The sequence below is a fragment of the Streptomyces carpinensis genome, assembly GCF_002154505.1.
GTDB lineage: Bacteria > Actinomycetota > Actinomycetes > Streptomycetales > Streptomycetaceae > Streptomyces > Streptomyces carpinensis.
This window is the reverse complement of sequence record NZ_MUBM01000201.1, coordinates 15,687-41,019: the sequence shown is the minus strand read 5'-3', so window position 1 is coordinate 41,019 and position 25,333 is coordinate 15,687. Positions and strand designations below refer to the sequence as shown.

At 68.2% G+C, this 25,333-nt stretch carries 24 protein-coding genes, 1 tRNA gene and 2 pseudogenes; 17 read left to right on the top strand and 10 right to left on the bottom strand.

Going from position 1 to position 25,333, the window contains the following annotated elements; all coding sequences use genetic code 11:
• Window positions 1-196: 196 nt before the first annotated feature.
• The 10 genes from BZY54_RS25985 to BZY54_RS25945 all read left to right on the top strand — a co-directional run bounded on the left by BZY54_RS25985 (window position 197) and on the right by BZY54_RS25945 (window position 8,740).
• Complete coding sequence (locus BZY54_RS25985; protein ID WP_244217337.1) at window positions 197-673, top strand: tyrosinase cofactor; 477 nt, start codon at window positions 197-199, stop codon at window positions 671-673.
• Window positions 657-1,523 carry a tyrosinase family protein gene (locus BZY54_RS25980; protein ID WP_086727741.1) on the top strand — a complete coding sequence of 289 codons (867 nt, stop codon included), beginning with the start codon at window positions 657-659 and terminating at the stop codon, window positions 1,521-1,523. The genes BZY54_RS25985 and BZY54_RS25980 overlap by 17 nt, the downstream gene beginning before the upstream one ends.
• 592 nt (window positions 1,524-2,115) lie before the next feature.
• A complete protein-coding gene (locus BZY54_RS25975) occupies window positions 2,116-4,017 on the top strand; it encodes an alkyl/aryl-sulfatase (protein ID WP_086727740.1) in 1,902 nt (633 codons plus the stop codon).
• Window positions 4,018-4,182: 165 nt separating this feature from the next.
• A complete protein-coding gene (locus BZY54_RS25970; RefSeq protein WP_086727758.1) occupies window positions 4,183-4,494 on the top strand; it encodes a DUF6416 domain-containing protein in 312 nt (103 codons plus the stop codon).
• Between the two features lie 112 nt (window positions 4,495-4,606).
• Window positions 4,607-4,972, top strand: a complete 366-nt coding sequence (locus BZY54_RS25965) for a hypothetical protein (RefSeq protein ID WP_143668123.1) — start codon at window positions 4,607-4,609, stop codon at window positions 4,970-4,972.
• A gap of 215 nt (window positions 4,973-5,187) precedes the next feature.
• The gene (locus BZY54_RS25960; protein ID WP_086727738.1) at window positions 5,188-6,057 is read left to right on the top strand and encodes an LLM class F420-dependent oxidoreductase; all 870 of its coding nucleotides are present in this window, start codon (window positions 5,188-5,190) and stop codon (window positions 6,055-6,057) included.
• Between the two features lie 361 nt (window positions 6,058-6,418).
• Complete coding sequence (locus tag BZY54_RS25955) at window positions 6,419-7,225, top strand: YwqG family protein (RefSeq protein ID WP_086727737.1); 807 nt, start codon at window positions 6,419-6,421, stop codon at window positions 7,223-7,225.
• A 101-nt stretch (window positions 7,226-7,326) separates the two neighbouring features.
• Window positions 7,327-7,794: a YxiG-like protein gene (locus tag BZY54_RS25950; protein ID WP_086727736.1), complete on the top strand. Its 468-nt coding sequence runs from the start codon at window positions 7,327-7,329 to the stop codon at window positions 7,792-7,794.
• A 182-nt stretch (window positions 7,795-7,976) separates the two neighbouring features.
• Window positions 7,977-8,102, top strand: coding sequence for a hypothetical protein (locus BZY54_RS54805; RefSeq protein WP_279634706.1), 126 nt, complete (start codon window positions 7,977-7,979; stop codon window positions 8,100-8,102).
• A gap of 89 nt (window positions 8,103-8,191) precedes the next feature.
• A complete protein-coding gene (locus BZY54_RS25945) occupies window positions 8,192-8,740 on the top strand; it encodes a DUF1062 domain-containing protein (RefSeq protein WP_086727735.1) in 549 nt (182 codons plus the stop codon).
• Window positions 8,741-8,917: 177 nt separating this feature from the next.
• On the opposite strand, the gene BZY54_RS25940 is transcribed toward BZY54_RS25945, so the two are convergent.
• The 3 genes and pseudogenes from BZY54_RS25940 to BZY54_RS25930 form a co-directional block, all read right to left on the bottom strand.
• Window positions 8,918-9,943 (bottom strand): hypothetical protein, encoded by a 1,026-nt coding sequence (locus BZY54_RS25940; RefSeq protein WP_086727734.1) that lies wholly within the window; start codon window positions 9,941-9,943, stop codon window positions 8,918-8,920.
• A 422-nt stretch (window positions 9,944-10,365) separates the two neighbouring features.
• A pseudogene (locus tag BZY54_RS51720) lies at window positions 10,366-10,777 on the bottom strand (DUF4265 domain-containing protein).
• Between the two features lie 281 nt (window positions 10,778-11,058).
• Window positions 11,059-11,232, bottom strand: a complete 174-nt coding sequence (locus tag BZY54_RS25930; protein WP_086727733.1) for a CsbD family protein — start codon at window positions 11,230-11,232, stop codon at window positions 11,059-11,061.
• Window positions 11,233-11,478: 246 nt separating this feature from the next.
• Between BZY54_RS25930 and BZY54_RS25925 the strand changes: the two genes are divergently transcribed.
• The 3 genes from BZY54_RS25925 to BZY54_RS25915 all read left to right on the top strand — a co-directional run bounded on the left by BZY54_RS25925 (window position 11,479) and on the right by BZY54_RS25915 (window position 14,083).
• A complete protein-coding gene (locus tag BZY54_RS25925; RefSeq protein WP_086727732.1) occupies window positions 11,479-11,649 on the top strand; it encodes a DUF5670 family protein in 171 nt (56 codons plus the stop codon).
• Window positions 11,650-12,246: 597 nt separating this feature from the next.
• Window positions 12,247-12,921: a formylglycine-generating enzyme family protein gene (locus BZY54_RS25920; protein ID WP_208640765.1), complete on the top strand. Its 675-nt coding sequence runs from the start codon at window positions 12,247-12,249 to the stop codon at window positions 12,919-12,921.
• A 472-nt stretch (window positions 12,922-13,393) separates the two neighbouring features.
• The gene (locus BZY54_RS25915; protein WP_244217335.1) at window positions 13,394-14,083 is read left to right on the top strand and encodes a tyrosine-type recombinase/integrase; all 690 of its coding nucleotides are present in this window, start codon (window positions 13,394-13,396) and stop codon (window positions 14,081-14,083) included.
• A gap of 1,457 nt (window positions 14,084-15,540) precedes the next feature.
• Here BZY54_RS25915 and BZY54_RS25910 read toward each other — a convergent pair.
• The 6 genes from BZY54_RS25910 to BZY54_RS25885 all read right to left on the bottom strand — a co-directional run bounded on the left by BZY54_RS25910 (window position 15,541) and on the right by BZY54_RS25885 (window position 21,010).
• Window positions 15,541-15,894, bottom strand: coding sequence for a hypothetical protein (locus BZY54_RS25910; RefSeq protein WP_086727730.1), 354 nt, complete (start codon window positions 15,892-15,894; stop codon window positions 15,541-15,543).
• A 269-nt stretch (window positions 15,895-16,163) separates the two neighbouring features.
• On the bottom strand, window positions 16,164-17,690 hold the full coding sequence (locus BZY54_RS25905) for an FAD-binding oxidoreductase (RefSeq protein ID WP_086727729.1): 1,527 nt from the start codon (window positions 17,688-17,690) through the stop codon (window positions 16,164-16,166).
• 402 nt (window positions 17,691-18,092) lie between these two features.
• Window positions 18,093-18,449: a hypothetical protein gene (locus BZY54_RS53570; RefSeq protein WP_244217334.1), complete on the bottom strand. Its 357-nt coding sequence runs from the start codon at window positions 18,447-18,449 to the stop codon at window positions 18,093-18,095.
• Window positions 18,450-18,796: 347 nt separating this feature from the next.
• Window positions 18,797-19,054 (bottom strand): hypothetical protein, encoded by a 258-nt coding sequence (locus tag BZY54_RS25895; RefSeq protein ID WP_086727728.1) that lies wholly within the window; start codon window positions 19,052-19,054, stop codon window positions 18,797-18,799.
• A gap of 1,020 nt (window positions 19,055-20,074) precedes the next feature.
• Window positions 20,075-20,512: an NUDIX hydrolase gene (locus BZY54_RS25890; protein WP_086727727.1), complete on the bottom strand. Its 438-nt coding sequence runs from the start codon at window positions 20,510-20,512 to the stop codon at window positions 20,075-20,077.
• A gap of 12 nt (window positions 20,513-20,524) precedes the next feature.
• Window positions 20,525-21,010, bottom strand: a complete 486-nt coding sequence (locus BZY54_RS25885; protein WP_086727756.1) for an NUDIX domain-containing protein — start codon at window positions 21,008-21,010, stop codon at window positions 20,525-20,527.
• Between the two features lie 213 nt (window positions 21,011-21,223).
• Here BZY54_RS25885 and BZY54_RS25880 point away from each other — a divergent pair.
• From BZY54_RS25880 to BZY54_RS25870, 3 genes and pseudogenes are all read left to right on the top strand, one after another.
• Window positions 21,224-21,565: pseudogene (locus tag BZY54_RS25880) on the top strand (replication initiator); the annotation flags it as partial.
• Window positions 21,562-21,750 carry a helix-turn-helix domain-containing protein gene (locus BZY54_RS25875; RefSeq protein WP_086727726.1) on the top strand — a complete coding sequence of 63 codons (189 nt, stop codon included), beginning with the start codon at window positions 21,562-21,564 and terminating at the stop codon, window positions 21,748-21,750. The pseudogene BZY54_RS25880 and the gene BZY54_RS25875, both read left to right, overlap by 4 nt.
• Complete coding sequence (locus BZY54_RS25870; RefSeq protein WP_086727725.1) at window positions 21,750-22,973, top strand: tyrosine-type recombinase/integrase; 1,224 nt, start codon at window positions 21,750-21,752, stop codon at window positions 22,971-22,973. Before BZY54_RS25875 ends, BZY54_RS25870 begins: the two co-directional genes overlap by 1 nt.
• Before the next feature lie 75 nt (window positions 22,974-23,048).
• Here the strand turns inward: BZY54_RS25870 and BZY54_RS25865 are convergent.
• Window positions 23,049-23,124 (bottom strand) — tRNA-Arg (locus tag BZY54_RS25865).
• Between the two features lie 320 nt (window positions 23,125-23,444).
• Here BZY54_RS25865 and BZY54_RS25860 point away from each other — a divergent pair.
• Window positions 23,445-25,067, top strand: a complete 1,623-nt coding sequence (locus BZY54_RS25860; RefSeq protein WP_086727724.1) for a dynamin family protein — start codon at window positions 23,445-23,447, stop codon at window positions 25,065-25,067.
• The last annotated feature ends 266 nt before the right edge of the window (window positions 25,068-25,333 follow it).

Below are 25,333 nucleotides of genomic sequence, written 5' to 3'. Positions count from 1 at the left end.
GACCGCACGGGGCGTTCGGTGGTTACGGCTACGGACAACCGAACCGAACGAGGAGCGCGCCATGGTCGTCGGCATCGGCGGAGTACCGGTGGAGACGGGTACGGGAACGAGTACAACCAGTACGGCAAGCGGAGTTGGCACGGTGAGTACGCGGCGGACGTGCGGAACGGTCGGGGCCGCGACGGTCAGGACCGGAGTGGGCCCAGGGGCAGCCGCCACGGCGGCCGCAGCGGCTGCCGGGACGAGCCGTCCGGCGGGCAGTACGCGGCGGGAGGCGACGCGCAGGCTGCTCGCCTCCGCCGTCGCCGCCGCGATGGCCCCGGTGGTGGTCGGCGCCTCACGGCCCGCGCGCCCGGGCGACACCACCTTCGAGGAGACCTACCGAGGCCGCCGCATCCGCGGTGTGTGGAGGCACCGGAGCAGCGGCGTCAAGGCCGGCGAGTGGCACGTCACGGTGGACGGCCGTCCGCTGCACTTGATGCGCCGCGCCGACGGCACCTGGCTGAGCCTGGTCGATCACTACCAGTCGTACCGCACACCCCTGGAGGCCGCCCGCGGCGCCGTCGACGAGCTGGGCCCCGGCCAGCGGCTGCGCGACCTGGCCCCCGGGCCCGTCGGCGAGGAACTGCACCGCCTGCTGATGGGGGGAGCACACGGTGGCGTACACGCGTAAGGACGTCGGCAATCTCACCCGCGAGGAGAGGCGACGCTTCGTCGACGCGCTGCTGACGATCAAACGGCGCGGCGAGTACGACGACTTCGTGCGGACGCACATCCGGTACTTCACCGCCGACGGCGAGAACGGCCTGCGTCCGGCGCACATGGCGCCCTCCTTCCTGCCCTGGCACCGCAAGTTCCTGCTGGAGCTGGAACGGGCGCTGCGCCGGGTGGACTCCTCGGTGACAGTGCCCTACTGGGACTGGACACGCCACCGCACGACCACCTCCGTGCCCTGGCGCGAGGACCTCATGGGAGGCAACGGGCGGCGCTCCGACCAGCAGGTGACGACCGGTCCGTTCGCCTACGCGCACGGCAACTGGACGCTCAGGGAGGGCGTGACCGACGGGGAGTTCCTCACCCGGGACCTGGGCCGCGCCCGCGCCCCGATCCAGCTACCCACGAAGAGCGAGCTGGAGTGGGCGCTGAAGGACCCCGTCTACGACGTGGCGCCCTGGGACTCGACGGCGAGGAAGGGGTTCCGCAACAAACTGGAGGGATGGGGCACCGGCCGGGGGAGCGCCTCCTGGCTCAACCACAACCGGGTGCACCGCTGGGTGGGGGGCGTCATGCTCGGCGGCGCCTCCGTCAACGACCCGATCTTCTGGCTGCATCACGCCTTCATCGACCTTCAGTGGACCCGCTGGCAGCGACGCCACCGCGGTGCCCGCTACCTGCCCGCGACCCCGCCCGGCCGGGGTGACGCGCAGCGCGGCCGGATCGTCGCCCGGCACCAGAAGCTGCCGCCGTGGGACGTCACACCGGACGAACTCGAGGACATGGGCCAGATCTACCGGTACGCGTGAGCCATGGGGACGCCGGCTGCACGTGAGCCATGAAGAGACCCCGGCGCTCGAGGCGCCGGGGCCCTTCACATGGGTGGGGACGAACGGCGTCAACCACCACGGCACCCGTGCCGAGCGCTACGGCAGCCGCTTTCGCGATGCGAGACGTCGCGTTCTCCTGACTGATTCGGTGAGTGCGGCGGCAGAAGGTGCGACCGCACTTCCCGTTCAACCGGACGAGGCCACCCGGTGCCGGTGGCCCCGCCCCGGATCACTTGTTTTGAACAGGGCAAACAGTGAAAACGCCCCCGGAGGGAGGGCAGTGCGGGGCGGCGGGCGCTCCCTCCGAGGCGACAGGCACCAGCGGCTTGCTTTTGGGGCCGGCTTCAGCGGCCTGCCCTCGCGGCGGGCACTCTCGGCCGGGGCCCTCGGCCGTTATTTCCGGCGGGTGCTCTCGGCCGGGGCGTCTGGCCGGGCTCCCTCCAACGGCGTACACCGGGTCGTGCCGGGTGCGGGTCCCGGGGAGGGTGGGTCGCACTGACCGCCCAGGTCGGCACTGACCGCGCCGGTCCGTGCCGCCGGTTCTTCGCACGTCGCCCGCGAGGAGATCGAGATGGCCCGGAACATCGAAGCCAAGCCTGCCGAGGAGGGCATCGCGCAGGCCAACGTGGCCGTGCGGCGGCGGTTCGCCTTCGACGACGCCCGGGACCTCGAGGACGCACGGCGCGGGTTCATGGGCACGGCGCAAGAGAGCGTGATCCGGGACGGCGACGGGCGCACGGTGTGGGACCTGGACGCCTACCGCTTCCTCGACCAGGAGTGCCCGGACACGGCCAACCCCAGTCTGTGGCGGCAGAGCCGGCTGTGCTCCGACCACGGGCTGTTCGAGGTGACCGAGGGCATCTACCAGGTGCGGGGCTTCGACCTGTCGAACATGACCATCGTCGAGGGGGAACGCGGCGTCCTCGTCGTCGACCCGCTGCTGTGCGCCGAGACCGCGGCGGCGGGCCTGGCCCTGTACCGCGCCCACCGCGGCGATCGCCCGGTGACGGGTGTGCTCTACACCCACAGCCACGTCGACCACTTCGGCGGCGTACGGGGCGTCGTCGGCGACGAGGACATCGCCCGAGGCGTGCCCGTGTTCGCCCCGCAGGGCTTCCTGGAGCACGCCGTCCGCGAGAACGTCTACGCCGGCACGGCCATGAACCGCCGTGCCGCCTACATGTACGGCGCCGCCCTGCGGAAGGGGGAGCGCGGGCAGCTCGGCACGGGCCTCGGACAGACCGTCTCGACCGGCTCGGTCGGCCTGATCCCGCCGACCGCGGACATCACCCGCACCGGACAGACGGCGACCGTCGACCGCATCCGGATGGTCTTCCAGCTCACCCCCGGCACCGAGGCACCGGCGGAGCTGAACATCCACTTCCCCGATCACGCGGCGCTGTGCATGGCCGAGAACGCCACCCACAACCTGCACAACCTGCTGACACTCCGGGGCGCCGAGGTCCGCGACCCACGGGTGTGGGCCCGCTGCCTCACCGAGACCGTCGACCTGTTCGGCGCGTCCTCGGACATCGCGTTCGCCTCGCACCACTGGCCGGTCTGGGGCCGCGAACGAGTCGTCACGTTCCTGACCGAGCAGCGCGACCTGTACGCCTATCTCCACGACCAGACCCTGCGGATGCTCAACCAGGGCCTGACGGGGCCGGAGATCGCCGAGGAGATCCAGCTGCCCCCGGCGCTGGAGCGGGCCTGGCACACCCACGGCTACTACGGCTCGGTCAACCACAACGCCAAGGCCGTCTACCAGCGCTATCTCGGCTGGTTCGACGGCAACCCGGCTCATCTGTGGCAGCATCCCCCGGTCGAATCCGCCAAGAGATACGTGGAGTTCATGGGCGGCGCCGACGAGGTCGTGCGCCGCGCCCGCCAGTCCTTCGCCGACGGCGACTTCCGCTGGGTGGTGCAGGTGGTCGACCACGTGCTGTTCGCCGACCCGGAGCACGCGGAGGCCCGGGAGCTGCAGGCCGACGCCCTGGAACAGCTCGGCTACGGCAGCGAGAACGGTACCTGGCGGAACTTCTACCTGACGGGCGCCCACGAACTGCGCCACGGCTCGGTCGGCACCCCCACGGCCACCACCTCGCCCGACATGCTGGCCGCCCTGACGCTTGAGCAGCTGTTCGACTCCCTGGCCATCCGCGTGGACGGTCCCCGCAGCTGGGACGCGGACATCACCGTCCGCCTGAACCTCACCGACGGCGAGCCCGTGACCCTACGGCTGCGCAACGGCGTCCTCACCCACGTCACCGGCACCGGGCCCGCCGCGGCCGACCCGGACGTCGAGATCACCCTCCCCGAGAGCGACCTGCGGGCGGTTCTGCTCGGCACCACCGCCCCTGCCGACCTGGCCGGCCGCGAGAACGTCAAGGTCACCGGCGACATCGCCGGCCTGACCGGACTCCTCGACCACCTCAGCACCCCCGACCCCGACTTCGCGATCGTCACTCCCTGAGGCGAGAGCCGGGCGAAGGCCCCGGACGCTCCGGCAGAATGGAGATGCTCGAGAACAGGGTTGGGGGCGGACGTGACGGCGTATCTGGGTGAGACCGACCCGCGGTGGGCTGAGCATTCTGGTCAAGGGGGGCACTGCGATGACCCGGAATGGGGCCCGGAGGACTTGAAGCGCGCCGCGGTGTTCTTGGACGAACTCGCGCCGCAGGCCCGGCGAGTGTTCGAGTACCTGCTGCGCCACCCCGGCCGGAGGATCCATTGCGCGGAGCTGGTGGACAAGGTCCTCGGCGGACCGAACGAGGGCGACCCGGCGCGGCGCGTGGCCGGCGTCCTGTCCGGGATGAGCAGGGGACAGAGCAACAGCGGGCGGCGCTTTCCGTTCTACTGGTGGGAGGCCCCCGAGGGGAGCGCGGGCGCGTCGTACGCAGTCCGCCCCTCGGTGGCAGCGGTGTTCCTGGCGGCCCAGCTCGGCCAGTGACTCCACTGCCCGTTCGCCTCGGGATCGCCGGTCTCGTCGTCGGTGTCCTACGAGCGGAGGAGTGACCGGACGTGAGATCCCCATGGTCTGCCGCGGCTGTGATGATCTCTGAATGAGGTATCCCGGTGCAGAAGAGTTGTCGCCCGCACAGCGCGCATTCATGATCAACGCGTCCGAGATCGACCTCCTTCCCGGTGTCCGGGGCGATCTGGACGAGCCGCTCGCGTCCGGGGGGCCCTCAGATCTTGCCGAAATCCTGCTGCCGCTGGTCGACGAAGGCTGGGTCGAGGTGTGCCGCCTCGTTCCCTGGATCGCTCCCGACGGGGCCCGCGGTCTCCAACCCGGTCCTTCCATCCCGCGACAGGACCTTCCTGCGCTGCTGGCGGACGCCGAGAACTGGGAGTATCCGGACGACGGTGAATGGTCGGGCCGCCTGACACTCGTCCTCACCGAAGCGGGACGACGCATTCCCCGGTGACCTGAAGCCGACCGCCCGGTCACGACGTGTTCCGGCCGGAAGACTCGGCGGCCGGAAGACCCGGCGGCTCGCCGGGCGGGGCCGGAATGACGGCGCGGGCAAGGGCGGTGGCCTCGCCCGCGTGGGTGACATGCCGTGCCGCCTCCACGCGCGGCGTGCCACGTCACCCGAACGCGTCCGCGGCCCGCACTTAGGGTGACGTCAGGAGGTGGCGGATGCGAGTGGGGCTGCATGCGCTCGGCATCGGTGACGGTGCTCGTCCGGAGGTCATCCGGGCGGTGGCCACTGCCGCGGAGACGCACGGCTTCGCGAGGCTCTGGTGCGGCGAGCACGTGGTGCTCGTGGACGCGCCCGTCTCCCGTTACCCCTACTCCGAGGACGGCCGGATCGCCGTGCCCGCGGACGAGGACTGGCTGGACCCGCTGCTCGCCCTGAGCTTCGCGGCGGCGGTCACCAGCCGGATCGAGCTCGCCACCGGCGTGCTCCTGCTGCCTGAGCACAACCCGGTCGTGGTCGCCAAACAGGCCGCCACACTCGACGTGCTCTCAGCCGGGCGGTTCAGCCTCGGCATCGGGGTCGGCTGGTCGGCCGAGGAGTTCGCGGCGCTCGGAGTCCCCTTCGCCAGGCGTGGGCGGCGCGCGGAAGAGTATCTCGCCGCGATGCGCACTCTCTGGGCCGATGATCCGGCCTCCTTCGCGGGGGAGTTCACCCGCTTCGACGCGGTCCGGGTGAACCCGAAGCCGCTGCGTGGCGGCCGGCTCCCGGTCATGGTCGGTGGCAACAGCGATGCCGCCCTGCGCCGCGCGGTCATGCTCGCCGACGGCTGGTACGGCTTCAACGTCCCGGCGGCCGATGTCGGCTCGCGCGTCGCCGTCCTTGCCGACGAGTGCGCCCGCCATGGTCGCGCCCTCGACGATTTCGCAGTTGCCGTCGCGCTGAGCGACGGCACACCGCAGCACCTGCCCGCCCTCGCCGCAGCCGGCGTCGCAGAACTCGTGGTCGTCGGCGGACCCCCGCCCGATCCCGACGCGGCGGCCACCTGGGTCGCGGAACTCGCCCGGACGTGGATTCACCGGAGGGAATGACCAGGATCGGTCGGGGCACCAGCCCACATGGCGCCGGGCTCTTCGCTTGCTGACTCACGCAGCCGGTGATCCAGTGCGGACGCTTTCGATCCCGCCCCGGCCTGGTCACGGTCCACCGCGTGCACGGGGGCCGCACGTGGCCGCCGGTCATTGCCGCTGACCGTGATCGTTGATGTCGACGCTGGATGTCAGCGGAACAACCCCGGCACCGTGCAGACCTCCAACTGCTCATCCGGCCGGCCGGCCGGTCGGCCCGGCCCCACCAGACGTGCCGATCGGCGCACTTGCATGGGGTTGTCAGTGGCACGCACTAACGTTCCCGCAGCGTCCCGTCGATGTTTGTACGTCTTGAGGAGCCACGATGCCCGGAGACACACCCGAGCCGCCCGCGAAGGACCTGCGCACCCTGATACCGGAATACGCGGGCCTTGCCCGGGACACCACCCTCCTCAACCCGGAGCCAGGCGACCCCGGCGTGCGGGAGAGCTCGCTGGGAGGCAGGCTGCTGTGGCCCGCGGACGAGCCGTGGCCGTACTGCGCGCAGGAAGACCACTGGACGTACGGGACCGACTGGCGCAACCGCACCGAGATCATCCCGGGCGCGGTGCCGATGGTGCCGATCCTCCAGCTGTTCGCCCGGGATGTGCCGGGGTTGGAGTTCCCGGAGGGCAAGGATCTGCTGCAGTTGGTGTGGTGCGCGCTGATACATGAGCAGGATCCCGGGCCGGTGATGCCGCAGCTGTACTGGCGCAACGAGGCCGAGGTCGTGGCCGGCGGGCTGCTGTCCGAGATCCCCGGAGTGAGCGAGGGGGAGTACGACGAGGACAACATGCCGGAACCGTCCACGTTGTCCCCGATCGCGGCGGAGGACTATCCGAGGTGGCTTGATCTGCCCAAGGGCATGTGGGAGACCTGGGAACCTCGTCTCCGGTTGCCGACGGGCCGCGCCATGTGGCCACCCGACTCCAACGTCATCGGGACGAAGGTCGGCGGCTGGCCGGCCTGGACCCAGCCTGCCGACTGGCCGGACTGCGAGAGCGGACACCGCATGGAGCACCTTCTGACCATCACCGGCGACATACAGCTGGGCGACTGCGGCGGCGTCTACTTCTTCCATTGCCGCCTGTGCCCCGGCCTCCCGTGGGACTGGCGCTTCGACTGCCACTGACAGCCGAGGGCGGTCGAGTTCCGATGACCGGTCAGGGGCGCAGTCGGTCCGCCTCGAACAGCCCGGAGACGGCCCGACGTCGCGCCATGTAGAACTGGGCCATGGATGTCCCGGATCTCCAGCGCGTACTCGACGAGATGTTTGATCAGGCACTGGTCCATCACGGCTACGCCGAGTACATGCGCGACTATGAACTGGTCGTACACATGGCGGCGGATCCGAGCACCGACATCCCTCCGGGCGACTACCGGTACCTGTTCCGCCACTGTGTGGAGGCTCGCTGCCGTACCTCGCTGGCGCCCGCAACATGGCAGGCCTCGTTGGATGAGAGGCTCACAACCTGCGAGACGGGGAAGGATCTCGACGGCTTCGTCTGGGGCGTCAAGTGGCAGCCCCTCTATCCCGGCGCGACCATCGTTTCCGGGTCGGAGGCCGCTGCCCGGTGGGCGCAGGCCATTGGCATCGACTTCCACGAGGTCCGAATCGAGACCAACGCCCATGTTCTGACCCTGGTCTTCTCCGACGTCCAGGTGAGCGAGGTGGCCCCGGGGTACGCCGCGCCAAGGTGACTGGCTGAAGTCGTGGAGCCGATCCCCGGCCACGAAGTGTTCAGACCTCATGCACGGTGTGCCCTGCCCGGAGGAGCGAAGCGACGACGGGTGCTTGATGAAGTAGGGGGCGACAAGCGGGCCCACGTCTTCCACGCACCGTCACCGTCACCGTCGCCGGGATCCGGGCTCTGGCTTGGTCCGTGATCCGCCGGACCGAACCTGGCGGTGGGGCGCTCGAAAACCAGTGGAGCAGCGCCGCCGTGCGCCATTACCGTGCTGCCGATCCAAGTCGTCTGGTCAAGGACGTGCCGCTGTACACCCTGTGAGACCTCCCGAGCGCTGATTCGTCGCGCGTCGCGCATGTGCGCCGCGCTGCTTTTTGCTGCGGACTTCTCACTGGAACCGGTGTACTTCTGTGCTCGATAACTGGGTGGTCGCGCCCACCTGCCTGCCGCTCGTTCTCCGCGGTTGCCACGCGTGCGCGTCAGAGCGCTTCCGGGCAAGCGGCAAATTCCGCGTCAACGCACACCACAAGCTCATCGACGCCTGGCTCCTCGCGCTCTGTACCGCTTGCGGGGAAACGGCAAAGCTCACGGTCCTGGAGCGGATGAATGTGCGCTTTGTACGGCCTGAGCTGCTGGACCGGCTGCATGACAACGACCCTGGCCTGACAGCTGAACTGCTCCAGGACCCCGTCGTGCGGCGCCGTAACCGCATCGCCCTCGACTGGGACAACGCCTGGCGCCTCGACACCGGCGGATCGGATCACCTGGACCGCGAGGTGATCGACGTCTCGGTCCGCTTCGCGGCGCGGATCCCTGTCCGGCCGGTGCGACTGATCGCCGAAGGTTGCGGCCTTTCACGGGCCGAGGCCGAGAGACTGATCACGGAGGGGAAGCTCGTTTCGGCAGTCCGGCTGAACGGCAAGCTCTCCGGCGACTTCACCTTCACGCTCAAGCGCTGATCCCTCCTCGGGAGCAGGGCCTGTCCGGCAAGTCCGCCGGACAGTCCTGCGGCACGCGGACGGCCGGGCTCTCCGGACTGGATGGCGCGGCCCTCGCGCGTCGGCATCACGTGGCGCTGCAAGGAGCTGCCCCCGACCACCACGTCTGGCCGGGGGCAGCTGATGTGGTGCGGCGGCTCAGAGGGCCTTGTCGTTGACGAAGAGCTTGGCAGGACCGCTGGAGATTCTCACGCCACTCTCGATGTTGCCGTACGTGGTCGCACCCTCGGTGATCGCGCCGTCGCTGATGCTGTCCGGCGTGATCGCGCCGTCGACGAGGGCGCCGTTCGTGACGGCGCCCTCGGTGATCGCGCCCGGCGTGATGACGTTGCTGAGAGCCGTGATCTTGCCGGCGTTGGTGCTGCGGAGGCAGTCGTCCGGGTTCTCGCCCGGAGCCGAGTCCCACGCGCCCCACTGCACATCGGTCACGGGCTGGAACGCGTAGTCGCCGAACTGGTAGTCGCCGAACTTGTAGTCACCGAACGACCAGTTGCCGAACGACCAGTCGCCGAACGACCAGTCTCCGAACGAGGCCGGGGAGTTCCAGCTGGTGGTCCCGGCCGCATACGACGGCTCCCCCTTCCAGCCGTTGAGGATGAAGCCGGTGTACTGGTTGGCCTTGCGGGCCTCGACGTCGATGTCATAACCGAGGGTGCCGGTGAGGACGCCGGTACGGCTGCCGGTCCGGGTGCCCTCACGGGAGGCGTCCCGGCTGCCCTCGCGGATGCCGACGTGCGAGACCGTCCGGGTACCGGTGCGCTCGCCGTCGCGCACGCCGTCGCGGTGGAACGTCTTGGTGCCGTTGCCGTTGGTGTAATTGCAGGTCAGGTCCTGCGATACGACCTGGGTGGCTACCTGGGTGCCGGTCTGGGTCCCGGACTGGACGCCGACCTGCGAGCCGGTCTGCGAGCCGGCCTGGACGACCTCCTGCGACAGCGACTGGGACGTCGGCTGCTTGGCCGTGAACGCGAGGCTCTTGCTGTCGACGGCCTTCTGGAGCGCGGCGTTGTTGTAGCCGAGGGCGGTCTGGACGTCCCCCTTGCCGATGAAGCCGGTGCCCGTGGTCGGGTCGAAGTTGACCGATGCCGAGGCGGGAGTGGTGCCGAGAGCTATCGCCGCCACAGAGACTGCGACGCTGCCGATGAGTATGCCGCGAATGCGCATGTACTGGTCCTCCGTCGTGCCGTCACTTTGCCTGCCATCGCTGGCGTTCGAGGCCGAGTCGGTGCGCCTCTCCTCCGGTCGCTGGCTGCGCGGCCGGGACAGCGCCCCATGCCGCAGGGTCAATTGGCGCAGCAAGTGAAGAAAAGTGAAGGTTGGATGGAGATTCCGTGACCTCCTTGTGATGTATGCTGAACTGGCAAGCCGAGTTCCTTGCCTGACCTGGCACGGGTTCGACACGGCCGCCTCCCCAGGGCGGCCTGACTCGCCGGTCTTCATGCCCTGCCTCTTGCCGGGGAGGTTGAGACGCTGGGAATGTGTGGGCCGGGACACTAGTCAGCAGTGGCCCATCAGCCGTTGTCGGCTGTTGCCGATCGGTTTCGGACGGCTCAGGGGCGGCCCCGCCGTTGCCCACGTGATCGGCGTCAGCTGACGGAAGCGGCCCGCCACTGCGCGGGGATGCACCCCTCTTCCATGGCCCACCACTCCTTGGCCACACCATGGTTGAGCAGCCTTTGCACCTTGGCCAGATCGGCGGTGGGCGGGACGTCCAGGGCCACCATGCCGAACCGCTCTATGCCCTCGCCATCGACGCCGAGTTTCCGGAACGCGTTGAACACGCTCTGTCGGGCAGCTCCCGAGCCGCCGTCACGGAAGACGATGAGGCGGATGGTGCAGTTTTCCGAACGCCGAACCACCTCGCCGGCCCATCGCACGCCTTCCTCGTCGGCCTCCGTGGTCACGATGTCTCCGCAGGCGATGCCTCGGGACGAACCAGGGGACGTTGTCGAGCCGCACGGTGCCGTCACCCTGATCGATGACCTAAAGGCTCTCCACCGAGGCCGGAGGTCAGTCGCCCTCTGTCTCGAGCCGGAAGTGCACCTTCACGTACGAGCCGCCGGGATTCGTCATGCCGCCCAGGATGCACGCAGCAGAGCCGTCCGGAGAGCGGGTCCGTCTTGGATGGTCCGCTTGATGTCGCCTGATAGGCCCTGGGTTTGAGGTGGTGTGACACGCACTGGTGCCTGGCATCTGTCCGGCCCGGGACTTATAAGGGCACAGGCGTGGGGGCGGCCCCGAGACCGAGACCGCCCCTACACGCAGGTACTCCGCGCCCCTCAGGGCCGACCGGTGTCCTTGAGCGACTCCTTGGCCTGGCGGGCGTTGCCGGCGGCCTCGGCCGCGTGGCCCTTGGCGATCAGCGTCTGGTTGCCCATGGCACGTCCGGCTGCCTGGGCGGCCTTGCCGACGGCCTGCTCGGCCTTGGCCCTGGCCTTCTCGCTGGCGGCCATACTGCTCACCTTCCTCGGTGCCGGTTTCAGGTGCTGGATGTGCGCATGGCCTCTCATCTCGCCGGTAAACCTATGGCCAGAGCGACGCATTGAGTGACCGGCGATGGGTGGCCGTGGTGCGTGCGATACGCGAGAAGGGGAATCGTGCAGGGCGTGAGGATGCCCTTAGCCCGGTGGAAGTAACTCATATTTTGTGTGCTTGTAGGCCTGAAGTAAGGGCATCCGGTGGTCAGGAGGTTGATGACAATGGTTCCCTTGCTTCTGGTTCTTCTGCTGGCTCTGATCCTCTTCGGTGCGGGCTTCGCACTGAAGGCACTGTGGTGGATCGCGGTGATCGTGCTCGTCGTGTGGCTGCTGGGCTTCGTCGTCCGGTCCGCGGACAGCGGCGGCCGAAGGGGCCGCTGGTACCGCTGGTAGTGAGCGCGCCTGAGCGCGCCTGAGCGCGCGGGGCACGCTGCCCCGCGAAAGAAGCATGAGGCCCGGCCGGAACGCTGGCCGGGCCTCACGTACGTGAGAAAGCAGAAGCTGGCATGACTGGAAGAGATCGGGCGTATCGGACGCACCGCAGGGTACGCGTGAAAAACGGCGGCCCCGCGGAATCAGCAGTGGAACCCTGCCTCCTAAATTCCGGGGGGCCGCCCGCGCCCGGCCCCCCTTCCGGAACCAGCCAGTTCTACGGGGCCGCCGCGCACCCGGAACCTGTCGGCTCACCGGCCGGACCGCTCGTTACGAACACGGCCTCCGGCTGCCGTCGTCGACTGGTGCGGCGGCCAGACAGAAGTGCTGGTGCACGCCTCAGTTCGGCGTCGCTGATGTCAGCGCTCGATGTCAGCAGCCTTCTGGCCCGTAGCTCTATTGCCGCGCGATGGGATCCAGGTCCCCTCCTTCGTCCGGAATGCCCAACTGCTAGCGTCCGGCACCATGTGGGCTCAAGAGATCGTGGCCGGCCGACCGGCTTGGCGGCACACCCCCTCCGGAGTGATCTTCCGGGCTGTACCCGGTGGGACGTTCCGGATGGGCTTGTCCGACGCGGAACTGGACGCTGTTCGTGCCATCGAGCGGGCCGACTGTGCCGATGACGACCTCAAGGCGTTCTTCGCTGGTGCTGTCCGGGCACGCCCGGTCCGAGAAGTGCGGGTCGAGCCGTTCCTGATCGCACGTCATCCGCTTACGGTGGCGCAAGTACGGCACTGGCTACCCGAGTACGAGGACAGCTTCGCCGACTCGGCTTCGAGCACGGCCCGGTTCGAGGACGACTTGGATGACCTGCTCGGGACGTTGCCGTTCCGGCTGCCCAGCGAGGCGGAGTGGGAGTATGCGGCCCGGGCAGGCACGACCACGCTGACCTTCCGCGGGAATGGGAGGCCGGACGAGGACCAGGTCCTCGACGACTTTGCCGACGAGGAGCGCACTGCCGCGGCTGAGAACGCCTTCGGGCTGGCGGCGATGGGGTCGGCAAACGAAATCTGCGCTGACATGTGGATCCCGCATTTCGCGGACGCGCCGGTGGACGCACGCCCCCGCACCGGGGACGGACCGCGGGTGGTGCGAGGAGGCGCCGGCGACCTCTATCCGTGGCAGGGCTGCGACGAGTGGCTGCTGTTGCTATCCGCCACCCGCTACGAGTTCCAGGACTTCACCGCGGTCCGACCGGTTGCACCTGTGCCAACCAGTCAGGCGGCATGCTGAGCACAGAGGCGACTGCGTAGTCAGGACGCGCGCCAGTGCGCACAGGAAGAACCTGGGCCCTACCTAACGTGCGGCCATGGCGCCAGTTGGAAGATCGCGTACGCGGGTGGGCGCCGGCAGTCAGACCAGCGGCCTCGATGCCTTCTTGCTCTGGGTCTTGTCGGGGACCTTGGTGATCTGCGTTCTTCCTGCTCAGTACTGGTAGGTTCGCGTACTCAGCGGTCGCCGTTGGTTGTTCTCGGCCACTGTCGAGCAGCGCGAACGCGACCGGGTCGTGGAGGAACGCTGGAAGTGGGTTCGTCAGGAACGTCGCCAGGCCTACGCGGCTCATCGTGCACCTCGGCTTCCAGGCTGCCGCGACGCTCCTGGAGGCAGCGTCCCGGCTGAACGACCGGAAAAACCCGAAGAGAGCGCTTGAGCTGCGGACCCGGCTCGACGAGCTGCGGACGCGATCTCGGCCGAGGTGGCTGACGTGCAGCTCGTCGGCAAGGAGCAGGCGGCGGCACTCCTGGACTGGATCCGGCGCCGGCCTCGCGGCGGCAGACGGCTGCACGCCTTCTTCGCCACGCTCTACTACTGCGGTCCGCGGCCAGAGGAAGCGGTGGCCATGCGGGTGAAAGACGTGACGCTTCCCGATCCCGGCGCTGACGACCAGTGGTGTGAACTGCTGATCCACACTGCGACTCCGGAGGTCGGCAGGCAGTGGACCGACACGGGGAAGATCCACGAAGAGCGCGACCTCAAAGGCCGTGCCGAGGGCGACACCCGTACCGTGCCGGGACATCCCGCCCTCACGCGCATCCTGCGGCAGCACATCGAGGATGAACAGCTGGAGCCGGGAGATCTGTTGTTCCAGGGCGAGACGGGTGGCATCCTCGCGGGCTCCGTCATCCGCCGAGCCTGGCGCGGTGCCCGCAAGGCGGCGTTGCCTCCGCACGTCTTCGAATCACCCACGGGGAGGCGCGTGTACGACAATCGGCATACGCGCCTGACCAAGTGGCTCAACGACGGGGTCCCGCCGGCGCAGGTGGCGGAGTGGGCCGGAAACAGCGTGCCTGTGCTTCTGGCCACCTACGCGCGATGCGTCGATGGGCAGCTTCACGACCTGAAGAGGCGGCTGGAAGCGGCAGGGGATCTGCCTGAGTGGCCCGAAGCCGACTGATCTTGGCGGCCGGGAACTTCGACACGTATTCGACACAGCCACCCGCGAAAACCCGGTGAGAGCCGGACAGCCCCGGAGCCTTCCCTTGATCGTCGGGGGAGTGCCCGGGGCTTCGGCGTGTCGTATGTCACCCGTTCTGACCAGCGAAAAAGCCCTCCCGAGGGGAGGGCTTTCGGTGGCGGCCCCGGCAGGACTCGAACCTGCGGCCAAGCGCTTAGAAGATGCGGGCACATGGTGGTGTGGCGGTCTGCCAACACGCGCCGGCACCGTGCCAGGCTGCTGCGTGCCGCTGGCGTCCGCTGTCGTTGCCGTCAGCATTGCCGTCACTGCCGACCGAGACGTCGAGTTGCGGTGTTGATGTCAACCATTGATGCCAGGCCGTTGGCTATGCCCAACTGCTAAGCTTCTGGCCCCTCCGGGGACCCTAAGGCGGGCCCTGCGTTGCTTCGAACCGCGTCTTGACCCGCCAAGCGGCGTGCTTTGGCATCCCGCGTATACACCGTGAGCGGCGGCAAGGGCTCTTCCCGTAGAAACGCACCAAGGCAACTCAGCCCCTCATAGGTGACGCTGAATGCACCTTGCTTGCGCTCAGTGTGAGATCCCTCAAGGCCTTGAAAGGCCATCCGGCTGGCCATCAGGACGTCTCCGAGACGCTCTCCGAGGGCACGGTCTGGAACCCTCACAAGAGTGACCTCAATACGCTGGTGATGTTTGTTGGCTGCCAAACGAAAGTGCCGCATAGCTCTTTCCGGAGCGTCCTCTGCCGGGTACGTCCAAGCAAGCTCTCTGAGGGCGATGAGTTCTTGGGTGATCGCGTCGACTGTCTCCCTCGCAAGCCGTGCCCGCTCTTCTCTGCGAGCTTCGGCCTTTTGATGTCGTTGAGTGACCAGCGTCGTGGCGATCGACCCTCCAGCGCCTACCAGCGCGCCGGCGAGCCCCGCGGCGGCCCCTATCCACACCCCTGCGTCCACGGGAGCATCCTGATACAGAGGTTCGTCCTCCCGCTCCGGGATTGACCAAACTGGCACCCAGACGGCCACGGAAAGGCTTGGTTGCTGTGCCGGTCAGTCGCCGGACTTGCCGGTCTGCTGATCACCCGTTTGGCTCACCAGCGTGACTGAAAGCACCAGATTCGGCGGCCGTACTGAGCGCCGAGGCCATCAGCTTGGGAAGCCGAGCATTTGGGGGTGGTTCGACTGCTGACTTGGGCGAACCCCAGGGTTGAGGCTCCGTCGGCGGCTCCTGCTTTCACCGTGATTCCCCGCTGTTCCCCGCTCTATCTGGTGCGCTTGTGGTGCGGCCGCGCAGTCTGTCACCTTCTGATCCGTAGCTCTATGTGGATCGGTCGGTGACGGTCATACCGGTCGGGCGACGGCCGTACGAGGACGCTGCCGGACGGGGCCGGTTGCTGTGGTTGCTGTACTTCGCTGCTGTATTGCAGTCGGTCGGGCAGATCCTTAAGAGGAGCCTGGTGGGCACCCGCCGTCGTGGCTGTCACATTGTGCCGCGCCACCGGAAGAAGCGACGCCCGACCGGAGGGCGAAGAGCAACGTGATGGCAGCCATGATGGCCAACGCGAAGCTGAGCGCGTCAGCGAGTTCGACGACCGGGTAGGGCGCGTGCAACAGGCCGGGCACCTGGCCGCCGATCAACACTAGGCCCATGAGGAGAGGGGGCCAGAAGAAGCGCATGACCTGGCCGGGGCTCTGTCCCTTCGAAACCATGGTGCGTTCCCACCAGCGGCCGGCGAGACTTCCGAGAACGATCAGACACCCCATCGCGGCCAGGGACCAGCGCATGAACGGCAGCATCGCGCCTCCTTGACCGGCAGGATCTTCCTCTTGAGATAGGCCGCATGCAAGGGTGGGCCCCGAGAACCCGGCGCCCACCCGGCACGACAGCCGGACCGTCAGCCCTGCCCGCAGCAGAAATCTTCACTCTGAGCGAGCAAAGGGATCGTCAGCAAGCTGACGATCCCTCAGGCAAGATCGAGGCTAACGACACCCCTTCGACTGCGTCGGGCCCTTCTGCGTGAAAGGCCGAGCCTGACCGGAGCGGGGCCCCGACGGCGAACCGTCGATCAGCGTGACGCGGGCGGGATGCTCTGCTCGTACTGGAAGACGTTGTAGGGGTCGTACTTCGCCTTGATCTCGCGCAGCCGCTCGAAGTGGCGTCTCCCCCAGTAGGCGGTCTCCCACTCCTGCATGCCGACGTTCGGCACGTTGACGTAGGCGCCGTCCACGAAGCTGCGCATCGCCTGGCTGAATTCGGCGGTCCAGGCCTGGCACGTCGAGGTGAGCGGGTCGCAGACGCCTGGTGTCGTTGAAGGAGTCCCCCAGGCTGCGCCGATCTCGCCGTAGAAGATCGCGTCGCGGTGCACGAACGCGGTGCCGCCGCGGGGCTCCTTCTTGATCGCTCCGCCGAAGGCATCGACGAAGTAGTTGCTGTCCTCCGTGGGAGCGTTTCGCATGTAGTAGCCGATGACGTCGATTGCCTTCTTCGGGAACAGCTTCTTGGCGAACTGTGAGAAGAACTTGACGTTGGCGGGCTCCTGCGAGCGCGGGACCTGGGCTCCGGCAAAGATGGGGCCCCAGTTACCGACCTGCACCTTCACATCGGGCGTGCCGATCGACAGGATCGGGGCCAGCATCTTTTTGGCCTCTGCCGCCGTGCCCTCCGCGAGCCACGCGAACAGCAGGATCTGGGACTTGTGGATCTCGACTTCGGATCCGAGGCGGTTGTCGGCGAACGGTACCGTGCGCTGCCAGGCATCGAAGATCCCATGCAGGTCCGTAAGGCCGTCCCAGGTCGCCGTCACGTAGGCGATGCGCTTGAGCGGGTGCACCTTGTAGGTGAGTTGCGTGACGATTCCGAAGTTGCCGTTTCCCGCCCCACGGAGCGCCCAGAGGAGGTCTGAGTGGTCCTTCAGGTCGGCATGGATCACCTTGGCGCAGTCGCGACCCGACGGGACGACGATTTCGGTCCCGATCAGGCTGTCGCAGGCCATGCCGAGATAGCGGTTGAGGGGGCCAAGGCCGCCGCCGACCGTCGCGCCGACCAAGCCGACGCTGCCCTCGCTTCCGGTCGTGACCGCGAGGTCCTGCTTGGCGAGCGCCGTCACCGCTTCCTGCTGGGTCAGGCCGGCGCCGACCTTCGCGATACGAGTGTTGGTGTCGATGTGGACCGACTTGAGCTGGCTGACGTCGATCACGATGCCGTTGTCGATGTTCGACCAGCCCTCCAGGGCGTGGCGGCCGCTGCGTACCCGCAGTGCGACGTTGTGCTGCCGCGCCCAGGTGAGGGCGTTCACCACGTCCTGGGTCTTCTGGGCGAAGACGATGACCAGCGGGTAGTGAGAGAACAGCTGGTCGTAGTCGATGCGATCATCCGTGTACGAGGCGTCACCGGGGCGGACGACGCGACCGGTCAGCTTCGCCGGCGGACATCCCGACGACCCTTTAGTCGGGTCGCTCGCGGCCAGAAGGCCCGAGGTGCTCGCGGCCGCAATGTCCGGCGCGCCTGCGGCCATAAGGCCCGGGACGACGACCGCCCCGGCGCCGGCGGCCGCTGACGCCCTGAGCAGGTAGCGGCGGGAAAAATCGCTCAAGGTCCAGATCCTCTCGATCGGGCTACGCCGGTACGCGGCTGAGGGAGCCCTTACCCGCCAGCCGCCGGGCAGTCCTTTGTGGTCGACCCCCGCACGGTAACGGGGCGACCATGCGGTGTTTCCCGACACGCCAATTGAGGACGATGACGACAGCCTGAGGGAGTAACTCAGCGGGATCCCGTCATGACCGGTTTGGGATGCGCCGCGTCCTGCTCGAAGCTACCCCTTGGTCCAAGCGGTCAGAATACGCGGGTGCTCTCAAAGATGATGGGCTCGCCGAGCTTGCTAGTCAGTTCAGCATCTCGCAATGGCCCGACGAACCGCCTTTCTGATAAGAATTGTGGGCGTGCCCCTGTAATCACCACTCTCCGCCTGGATAACCCAGCTGGTCACTCGCGGGACTCATCGTGCGAACGGTGTGCCGCTGTGCGCACGTGTACGCCGGTTGGTGTCGGCCGCTGATGTCAGGCCGCCCGCCTGTTTTCCTGGCCACCACTGGCAGAAGGCCACGGTCGCGTCATCACCGGATTTGTAGCGTTGCCACCGGATGCCGGTTGGATCTGTCGCCTCAACCTCGCGAACAGAATGTGTGTCCATGCCCAGGGACACTTCCTGCGCATCGGGCTCGTCGAAGTCGCACGTGAACAACAAGGAGAACCCCTCCTCGTCGTCCGACTCGGCCACTCCCGCCATCACACAGTCGTCTTGGTCCGGATCATCGAACCCGCAAGCAAGCTGCGCCGTGAATCTGTACGCCATGCGGGTGTTTCTGGCACCCCGGGCTGACAGTCTCGATTACATCGGGGGACGGCCGGGGCACCTCGATGACGAGCTCAGGTGAGGGAGGCGACGCACCCTTTGCCGGGTGCATCGCCCCGTTGTTTGGAGCTCTGGCCTCATCCTTATCAGGTCGATCACGGGCCGCTGTCAACCTCGGTCAACCTGCCCTGCGCGTCGGCTGGCTGACCGCTGAGGTTCGGCGTTGACCGGCGATGTTCGCGCCTGTTGGTGTCAAGCGTTGATGTCAGGAATCGAGGCGCCCTTGACAAGAGCACGGAGAGCCCGCCACAGGATTTTGAACCCCGGAGTGAGCCCGGCCTTGGCGCTCAGCCCTCGTCGTCATCGTCGAGGCCAAACCCATTCGGCACCTCCAACAGGGCGTTGCGCCACGGCCCCTCCGGCTCCTTCATGGCCGCTTCGCGAAACAAGCTCGCGAGTCGATGCCGGTCCTCCATGTCGAGACGATCAAAGAGGTACGCCGGGTACTCAAACCATCTGGACACCGCGTCCGGCGACGCTTGCTCATCCGTGCTGGTGTCGACTGCTGCCACAAGATGCGCCATGGCCTCCGCCAGGATGCTCAACAGCGGATCGCCGTGGGACCGAGGGAGCCGCCTGTACCGCTCGCGAACCGGCTCCTAGGTGAGATCGTCACGAGACACGTGATCGAGCAGGTTCTCTCCCGCCTCAACAAGATCAAGGCACTCATGAGGCAGGCTGGTCTTCGACCCGTTCGGAAGCCTCACCAGTGCCTTTCCGTGCCGGTCCTCCAGGAAGACAACGAGCGTTGATGCGAGATCACCAGGATTCATGGCGGGCACCGTACTCCGAGGTCGGCGGGACGACTCTGGCCGGGAGTTTCAATGACCGAGTCAAGGGCGCATGCAGCACTCGATCAGTTCTTCTGGAAGTGATGACCCAAGTCTCTGGCGTGCGGCGGCTCACTGCGGCTGAGCCTGTGACCTGCGTGGATGCCGGGACTAGTTGTCATCATCTGTCAACGCCGGTTCGCCTCGGACGGCCCAGAGACGGCCCAGACTCATCCCACCAGTAGACCGGTGCACCAGTCATGCCGTGGTCAGCTCGCGTAGCAATGCTTCCGAAGGGATCAGTGGTGCCAGGACGGTCCGGACGTATGCCTCACGCTGCTCCGGTGTCCATGCGGCCACGGTCGCGGCGTTCTCGGTCAGGTGACGGCGCACGACGGTCAGGAGGTGAGGGTGAGCCTCAGCGCCACCTGCGAATTGTGGCAGGGTCCGCACGAGGTCGGCCTAGCGACTTTGGCCTGGAGCTGCTTTGGCGCGAGTGATCATGGCCCCGTAAGCTTCCGGCGCGTCGGGCAGTCTGTGGACCTGCCCGCTAAAGCACGACGTTGGGGCCATGATCTTCGAGGCTCGCGCCAAAGTGGCTGGCTAAAGTCGCGGAGCCGACCGCCCCAGCCACGACGTGTTCTGACCTCATGCTCCGTGTACCTGCCTCTTGGGCGGGAGCGGGCGGCCGGCGGTGCCGAGCGGGGCGGAGACATGAGCGCGGGCGCCGCCGGCCGCCCGCGCCCGCCCGGAGGAGCGAAGCGACGACGGGTGCTTGATGAAGTAGAGAAAGTCTTATCCCGCTGGGATGAGTCGCCGTCCGTCGTGGCTCCTGACCTGGGGGCCGTTGCCATCCAAGGCATCCAGCACCCTCATCGCGAAGACCTCGGACATGCGCTCGCGTACCTCGTCGGGAGTGAGCCATTCGACGGCGGTTGTCTCATTGGACGTCCGCTCGGTGCCGGCCACTGGCTCGCAGCGGAAGGCCAGGGCCACGACACCTTGCCTCATGTTCTTGTACACGCCGGTGAGTTGGCGTACGTCGACCGTGATGCCGATCTCTTCGAAGACCTCGCGAGCGACGCCTGCCTGCGGGGCTTCGTCCAGTTCCAGTACGCCGCCGGGTGGTTCCCAGGTGCCGTTGTCCGCTCGGCGGATGACGAGGATCCTGCCGTCCTCGCGGACGGTGATCCCGGCGACCGATGCCGAGTGTCGTGGGCTCGCGGTTGGCATTTGCCCGGCCTGCTACGCCGCCGCGTTGCCCGGCGCCTGGCCGTGCTCGAGGTACACCGGGGCGCTCTTGGCACGGGCATCGATCGCTGCTCGGATACGGCGGGCCAGTCGCGGGATCGTGCGGTCTGCGATCTCGTGCGGGGGTACGAACCTGACGCCCTTCAGCTCGTCGGCCTGCGGGCGGATCCCTTCGACAACCTCTGAGGTGAGCTGGCCTCCGTCGAAGAGGTACAGCACCTTGTCGCCCTCGGTGGTGTTGGGTGCCCAGTCGACGGCCAGGAGGCACCCGAGCGAGGGCGTGATGCCGAGTTCTTCTCGTACCTCTCGGGCCGCAGCCTGAAGTGGTGATTCGCCGGTCTCGACGTAGCCTCCGGGGATGTCCCAGTAGTCCTTGTAGGTTGGCTCCACCATGAGGACACGTCCGTCGGCATCAAAGAAAAGCGCACCCGCTGCCATGCGCGGATGCGCCATCTTCGCTTCGTGCTCGTTGGCTGCCATGCAGCCGAGCGTACCCACCTAGACCACGTGCAGCCGATCGGCGAGTGACGCCATGGTCGGGCTTGGCCGGCCGCAGTGGTTGCGCACCCATGTGAGGACCAGCTCGCGTGCGAGGTAGTGGCTTCGTACCTGCTCGGGGGCCCAAGACTCGGCTTCGAGGATCACCGCCAGGGCGTCATCGACGCGGTTGTGAGCGCTGAGCGCAGCCGCGACCTCGACGAGTTGTACCCCGACCGGCGCCTGTGGGCCTGGGCTCACATGCTCGGCTTCCGCGGCCACTTCTCCGCCAAGTCCCGCCGCTACTCCACCACCCTCGGCACCCTCCGCCAGGCACGCGCCGACTACCGCGCCGCACAGGAACACGCCGCCCTCGGCCTGGACGACGTCGAGCCGGACACCGTCCTCGTCCTGGCCGACTGGCAGTACGCCGGCCACGGCCACACCCCCGGCGAGTCCGCCCTCGCCGCCACCATCGCCCGAGACCTCCAGCTCAACCGCGAAACCGCCCGTGAAGCCCTACGCGACCAACTCGCCCTGGAAGGAGCCGCAGCATGACTACCGCCACCGCCGAACTGCTGACCGTGCCCGAGGTCATGGCGCGGCTGAGGCTCGGACGCTCCACCGTGTACGACCTCATCCGCTCCCGCCGCCTGGTCTCCATCACTGTTGGCCGTTCTCGCCGTGTTCCCGCTGACGCCCTGCGTGACTTCATCGCCCGTGAGATCGAGGAGGCTGCCTGATGGCCAAGCGGAATCCCAACGGCGAAGGCACCATCTACCGTCGCAAGGACGGCCGGTACGAGGGAGCGGGCTTCGTCCTGATGCCGGACGGAACCCAGAAACGACGCCGGGTCTACGGCAAGACGTGGGAAGAGACCCGGAAGAAGCTGACCGAGATGCTCGCCAAGAGCGACCAGGGCATCCCGGCTACCGACACGACCGAAAGCCTCGGCGCCTACCTGGCCTACTGGCTTGAGCACGTCGTGCGCCACAAGGTGCGATCTTCGACGGTCTACAGCTACAGCAAGTGCGTGGACGGGTACATCGTCCCTCGGCTCGGAAAGAAGAAGCTCGCTCGGCTCACCGCCAAGGACGTACGCCTCTTCCTCGACTGGGCCCGGCAGGCATGCCAGTGCTGCGCTCAGGGACGTGATGCCGCCCGCCCGGCCGGCCAGCGTCGCTGCTGTGCCGCGTCCCCCAGGCGATGCTGTGAGCGTCGGTTGTCGCCTCGCATGGTCCAGTACCTTCACGCGGTGCTGCGAAATGCCCTCCAGCACGCGGTCCGTGAGGAGCTGGTGCAGCGAAACGTCGCCAAGCTGGTGCAGGTTCAGACTCCTCGGTACCGCGTCGGCCGCGGCCTGTCCGTCGCCGAGGCGAAGAAGCTATTGGCCGATGTGCATGATGATCGGCTCGGTGCGGCCTACGTGCTCGCGTTGTACCTGGGGCTGCGGCGGGGTGAGTTGCTGGGGCTTCACTGGTCGGACGTTGATCTGGACGGGGGATCTTTGGAGATCCGTACCGCACTCCAGCGAGTCAACGGTGAGTTGACGTTGAGCGCGCCCAAGACGCGCCGCTCGGAGCGGCCCGTACCGCTTCCGGCCGTATGCGTCGAGGCGTTGCGCCGGCGCCGTGAACGGCAGGCCGAAGAGCGGGCGGCCGCGGGAGAGCGGTGGCGGGAAACCGGTCTGGTCTTCACCACCAGGCGGGGGACCCCGATCGAGCCACGGAACCTGAATCGGCATTTCTACCCGATCCGCGACCGGTTGGGCCTGGAGGTCCGCTTCCACGACCTCCGGCACACCTGCGTGACCCAGCTGCTCGGCCTCGGCATTCCGCCGCACATCGTCCGCGACATCGTCGGGCACAGCGCGCTGGACGTGACCATGAACATCTACGCGCACGCCGACATGACCGAGAAGCGGGCCGCCCTGGATCGGCTCGGGGGCCTGCTGGCCGACGAGTGACGGGGTCGTTGCCGTCAAAGGCGCCAAACGCCCTGGAGGGAAGATCCCCGCCAGGGCGTTTTTGCTGTTGGCGGGTGGCGCCCCCGGCAGGACTCGAACCTGCGGCCAAGCGCTTAGAAGGCGCCTGCTCTATCCACTGAGCTACGGGGGCCTGGTGTGTGGCCTCTGTCGTGGTGCCCGGGTGCGGGCTGATCCGTGACGGTGCCGGGGACAAGGATAGGGCTCCCGAGTCCTGGTCCCTGTCGCTTCCCCTCCGTGGCTCGATGTGGAGGTTCGGTGAAGCGGTCCTGATAATCGCAGGCAGGTACGAATCGTGCACCGCTTTTGGCGTCTCGCGCACCGGGTGTTGTGCACTCGTTATGCCTCGGTTGCGCCCTCGTCCCAGTAGTCCCTTCCGTCCCGTGTGTTCACTCGGCGCGCAGACATGCTCATATGCTTCAGAAATCCCCTAAAATTGGGCATTCTGCACATGTGGTGACCTTGGACGTACGGCCTCAGCTGCTCGAAGCACTCTCCGCCCTGCGCGACCGCGTCTCCGCCGCACGCTTCCCACTACCCCTGGAAGGGGCGTCACGCGCGCGTGCCAACCGCGACGAACTGCTCGCCCAGCTCGACGACTACCTGGTGCCCCGATTGCGGGAGCCCGAAGCGCCCCTGCTGGTCGTCGTGGGCGGATCGACCGGCGCGGGGAAGTCCACGCTCGTCAACTCGCTTGTCGGCAGACGCGTCAGCGAGGCGGGGGTGCTGCGGCCGACGACCAGGACCCCCGTGCTGGTGTGCCACCCGGAGGACCACCACTGGTTCAGCGATGTGCGCGTCCTGCCCGGCCTCACGCGCGCGTGGGTGCCCCGGCAGGATGCCGGCGCCGGCCTGACCGGGGACGAACTGCTGACATCCGAGGACGATCCCGCCCGCGTGCTGCGCGTCGAGACCGTCGAGACCGTGCCCCCCGGCCTCGCCCTCCTCGACGCTCCCGACATCGACTCACTGATCGCCGACAACCGGGCCCTGGCCGCCGAGCTGATCTGCGCCGCGGACATCTGGGTGATGGTCACCACGGCCGCCCGGTACGCCGACGCCGTCCCCTGGCACCTGCTGCGCACCGCCAAGGAGTACGACGCCACGCTCGTGACCGTCCTGGACCGGGTGCCGCACCAGGTCGTCTCCGAGGTCTCCAAGCAGTACGGGGCGCTGCTCACCAAGGCCGGCCTCGGCGACGTACCCCGGTTCACCGTGCCGGAACTGCCCGAGTCGGCCTGGGGCGGCGGGCTGCTGCCCGCCACCGCCGTGGCACCGCTGCGGGCCTGGCTCGTCCACCACGCGCAGGATCCCGCGGCCCGGCAGTACGCGATGGCCCGCACGGCACACGGCCTCCTGGACTCCCTGAAGGTCCGGATGCCCGAGCTGGCCGGCGCCGCCGCCGCACAGTACTCGGCCGCGCTGCGGCTCACCTCCGTCGTCGACGCCGCCTACGACGGTGAGTCCGCGCGTGTGCGGGGTCGGCTGGATGCGGGCGCCGTGCTCGCCGGGGACGCCCTGAAACGGTGGCGCGCCTACCCGCTGGACTGCACCGCCGGTGAACTGCTCGACGCGCTCGTGGAGAGCCTGGCCGCCCTGCTGCTGTGCGCCGTCACCGCGGCCGATGAGCGCATCGACGACGCCTGGCGGCGCGAGCCGGCCGCGGGCGGCCCGGGCCTGGCCGACCGCGACCCGTCGGCGGAGAGCGCCGAGCACCGCATCGGGCTGGCGGTCCGGCGCTGGCGGCGGGAGCTCGAGGAGTACGCCGACGACGAGGTGCGCGAGCTCGAGCGGAACGCCGCGCCGGATCCCGAGGTGGTCGCTGCGCTGGCCGCGACCGGGCTGCTGGGGGGCCGCCGGGGGCGGTCCGCGGGCGAGGGACTCGCCGAGCGGATCGGCGCGCACGGTGCGCTGCGGCTGCGCGACCGCGCCGGGCGGCTGCTCGCCGACTACCTGGACCGGGTGATGCACGCCGAGCGGGAGCGCCGGCTCGCCCCGCTCGACGCCCTCGAGGTGCATCCGGACCCTCAGGCCGAACTCATTGCCGCGCTGTCCGTACTGCTGAAGGAGAGGTGACCGGTGACAGCCGTCACTGATCAGAACCAAAAGGAACACACCGCTCATACGGAGGGCATGGTTCAAAGGGACGGCAGGGACTCCACGGACGGGCAGAGAGCACCGGACGACCGGGGAGTCGGGGAGATCCCCGAGTCCCGGACCGTTCAGGAGGCCGGAACCGGCCGGGGGCGCGGGTCCGACCCGGAGTACGGGGGCGTTTCGGGGGCCGGGGGCACTGCGCGGTCCGTGACCATCCCGGAACACGACAGGGCGCCGCGCCCGGA

Bases quoted from the DNA above. Each gene is read 5' to 3' on its own strand.
- BZY54_RS25975 (WP_086727740.1), top strand. From the start codon at position 2,116: ATGGCCCGGAACATCGAAGCCAAGCCTGCCGAGGAGGGCATCGCGCAG.
- BZY54_RS25965 (WP_143668123.1), top strand. From the start codon at position 4,607: ATGAGGTATCCCGGTGCAGAAGAGTTGTCGCCCGCACAGCGCGCATTC.
- BZY54_RS25960 (WP_086727738.1), top strand. From the start codon at position 5,188: ATGCGAGTGGGGCTGCATGCGCTCGGCATCGGTGACGGTGCTCGTCCG.
- BZY54_RS25955 (WP_086727737.1), top strand. From the start codon at position 6,419: ATGCCCGGAGACACACCCGAGCCGCCCGCGAAGGACCTGCGCACCCTG.
- BZY54_RS25950 (WP_086727736.1), top strand. From the start codon at position 7,327: ATGGATGTCCCGGATCTCCAGCGCGTACTCGACGAGATGTTTGATCAG.
- BZY54_RS25940 (WP_086727734.1), bottom strand. From the start codon at position 9,943: ATGCGCATTCGCGGCATACTCATCGGCAGCGTCGCAGTCTCTGTGGCG.
- BZY54_RS25930 (WP_086727733.1), bottom strand. From the start codon at position 11,232: ATGGCCGCCAGCGAGAAGGCCAGGGCCAAGGCCGAGCAGGCCGTCGGC.
- BZY54_RS25925 (WP_086727732.1), top strand. From the start codon at position 11,479: ATGGTTCCCTTGCTTCTGGTTCTTCTGCTGGCTCTGATCCTCTTCGGT.
- BZY54_RS25920 (WP_208640765.1), top strand. From the start codon at position 12,247: ATGGGCTTGTCCGACGCGGAACTGGACGCTGTTCGTGCCATCGAGCGG.
- BZY54_RS25910 (WP_086727730.1), bottom strand. From the start codon at position 15,894: ATGCTGCCGTTCATGCGCTGGTCCCTGGCCGCGATGGGGTGTCTGATC.
- BZY54_RS53570 (WP_244217334.1), bottom strand. From the start codon at position 18,449: ATGGCGTACAGATTCACGGCGCAGCTTGCTTGCGGGTTCGATGATCCG.
- BZY54_RS25890 (WP_086727727.1), bottom strand. From the start codon at position 20,512: ATGCCAACCGCGAGCCCACGACACTCGGCATCGGTCGCCGGGATCACC.
- BZY54_RS25885 (WP_086727756.1), bottom strand. From the start codon at position 21,010: ATGGCAGCCAACGAGCACGAAGCGAAGATGGCGCATCCGCGCATGGCA.
- BZY54_RS25875 (WP_086727726.1), top strand. From the start codon at position 21,562: ATGACTACCGCCACCGCCGAACTGCTGACCGTGCCCGAGGTCATGGCG.
- BZY54_RS25870 (WP_086727725.1), top strand. From the start codon at position 21,750: ATGGCCAAGCGGAATCCCAACGGCGAAGGCACCATCTACCGTCGCAAG.